This window comes from Cobetia sp. (assembly GCF_983723665.1).
In genome coordinates this window covers 8504-11304 of record NZ_CFDJES010000030.1, presented here as the reverse complement: position 1 = coordinate 11304, position 2801 = coordinate 8504, and the positions used below count along the sequence as shown (strand labels likewise).

The 2801-nt window shown below is 62.5% G+C and carries 1 protein-coding gene; it reads left to right on the top strand.

The window, feature by feature from the left end:
- Positions 1-858: 858 nt before the first annotated feature.
- Positions 859-2801: choline BCCT transporter BetT (gene betT / locus AC4FAH_RS04965; protein ID WP_490245733.1), on the top strand; the 1943-nt coding region annotated here is incomplete at its 3' end.

The following is a 2801-nucleotide window of genomic DNA, read 5'->3' as shown; positions in this document are numbered from 1 at the left end:
GTCACTTTCGCCGCCCCGGCCACGATTCTGTGGTCGGGGCGGCGTCGTTGTGTCCTTTTACCGACAGCGATTTTTCCGAGCACGACACCGTGCCTGCGAGGCTCTGCCATCGGGCCTCGCGGCGACGTGATCGCGACACGAGGATAAGCGGAAGCGACAGTTGCACTGCCTTTTTCCCCAAAGGGGGGTTATATTTTTATTGAACAATCAATTAAAATAATTCTGCAAGGCTTTGAGCATTACACGGCGTGATGATGTGAGTCGCGTTTTCCTGACTGCTGAGCTCCCCCTCCGCTGCCGATCTCGACCGGCGGCAGCAAGACGGGATGCCTGCAACCGTCACAGGAAAGCGGACCCGGCAGATGCCGACGAGACTGACGCCTGCCATCCCGGCAACTTCAAGGGAGCAAGCGATGGCGACCGCCACGGACTCGCGAGCAGACACCGGAGTGACCCGCCCCTTCGCGAGAAGGTCGGGTGACGTCCAGGGACGCCGAGTAGACGTTCGAAGTGATGAGAGCAGCACGATGAAGGTACAGCGTTCCCCAGCGCTCGGCCCGCCATCGTTCTTCTGCGGCCAATCTGGCCTGCAGAAAAGGGGCCGCACCACGGTGCGCACCCGGCGTCTCTCATGAATTGCCCATCGGCATTTCTTGCTTGCTGCCCAGCGATGCCCCTGCAATCGCGTCGCCACGGCAGTCGACACTGCCGCTGCTGCAAGTTCCGCCCCGCGCGTGAGCTGAGCACGGCCCGTGCCGTTCGTGTCCGTCTTTTCCTGCACGCCACCCGCAATTTCTGCGGCTGACGGGCAGCTAAGCACCACGCACGAGTGAAACTTCCCCTGATAAGGAGTTGCTCATGCAGAAACCTGCTTCCGCCGAGAACGCCACACCGTCCTCGAGTCGTATCAACCCGACGGTCTTCTACGGATCGATCATCGGTATCCTCGCCTTCCTGGCCTTCGCGATGCTGTTCACCGAACAGGCCGACGCCTGGATCGGCAGCGCCCTGGGCTGGACCATCGACACCTTCGGCTGGTTCTACATGCTGGCCATCGTCGCCTATCTGGTCTTCGGCGTGTTGATCGCCTGCTCGCGCTTCGGGCGCATTCGCCTCGGGCCGGATGATTCACGCCCGGAATTCTCGCTGCTGTCCTGGTCGGCGATGCTGTTCGCGGCCGGCATCGGCATCGACATCCTGTTCTACTGCATCGCCGAACCGCTGTCCCACTACGTGGCGCCGGTGACCGGTGACCCGCAGACCCAGGCGGCGATCCGCAACGCCATGGTGGAAACCTTCTTCCACTGGGGCCTCTCCGGCTGGGGCATCTATGTGCTCGCCGGCATGTCGCTGGCCTACTTCAGCTACCGCCACCGCCTGCCGCTGGCGATCCGCTCGGCCTTCTACCCGCTGCTCGGCAACCGCATCAATGGCCCGATCGGCAACGCCGTGGACATCTTCGCGATCATCTCCACCGTGTTCGGCATCGCCACCTCGCTGGGCATCGGCGTCATCCAGCTGAATTACGGCCTCAAGTTCATGCTCGGCGTGCCCGAGAACCTCGCCGTCCAGGCCGCGCTGATCATCGGCGTGATGGTACTGGCGACCATCTCCGTGATCACCGGTGTCGAGAAAGGCATCCGCATGCTGTCCGAGTTCAACATGCTGCTGGCCACCGCGCTGCTGATCTTCGTGCTCGCCGTCAGCGACACCTCGCAGCTGCTCAACGCCCTGGTGCTCAATGTCGGTGACTACATCACCCAGTTCACCGCCAAGAGCTTCGATACCTACGCCTACACCCCGGGTACCGATGAGTGGATGAGCGGCTGGACGCTGTTCTTCTGGGGCTGGTGGATCGCCTGGACCCCGTTCGTCGGCCTGTTCCTGGCGCGTATCTCGCGTGGTCGTACCATCCGTCAGTTCGTGTTCGGCGCGCTGCTGATTCCGCTGAGCTTCATGATGGTGTGGATGAGCGTGTTCGGTAATTCCGCCATCGACATGGTCGCCAATCAGGACGTCGCGGCACTGGCCACCGAAGCCCTGAACGCACCGCAGAACACCATCTACACCTTCCTGGAGCAGCTGCCCTACTCCACCATCACCACCGCCGTGGTGGCGATTCTGGGTATCGTGTTCTTCGTGACCTCCGCCGACTCCGGCGCTCTGGTACTGGCCAACTTCACCTCCATCCTCAAGGACGTGAACCACGATGCGCCGATCTGGCTGCGCATCTTCTGGTCCGCCATCATCGGCCTGCTGACGCTGGCGCTGTTGATGGTCGGGGGGCTGAGCGCGCTGCAGAGCGCCGTGGTGATCACCGCCGTGCCCTTCTCCATCGTGCTGATCTTCATGATGATCGGCATGTACAAGGCGCTGATGATCGAGGACCGCAAGGAGAACGTGCGTCAGGACAACAGCTGCGTCTACGAAGGCGTCGACTGGCATGAGCGTCTGGATCACGTGCTCGACTTCGCCCAGAGCGGCAGTTCCGAGGCGACCCTCAAGCGCTCCATCCGCCCGGCCCTCAACCAGCTGGCCGAGGAGCTCAATCGTCGCGGTCAGGTCTCGAGCGTCACCGAAGAGACGCTGGAAGATGAGCCGCTGCCCCGCGTGACGCTGGAAGTCGAGTTCGAGGACGCCTCCAACTTCGTCTACCAGGTGCGTGCGGTACGCCAGCAGACGCCGAGCTTCATCGACGCCAATGACGACTTCTACCTGCGTCTGGAAGTGCACCTCTCCGAAGGTGGCAGCGGTCAGGAGCTCAACGGCCTGTCGCGTGCCCAGGTGCTCGACGAAGTCGT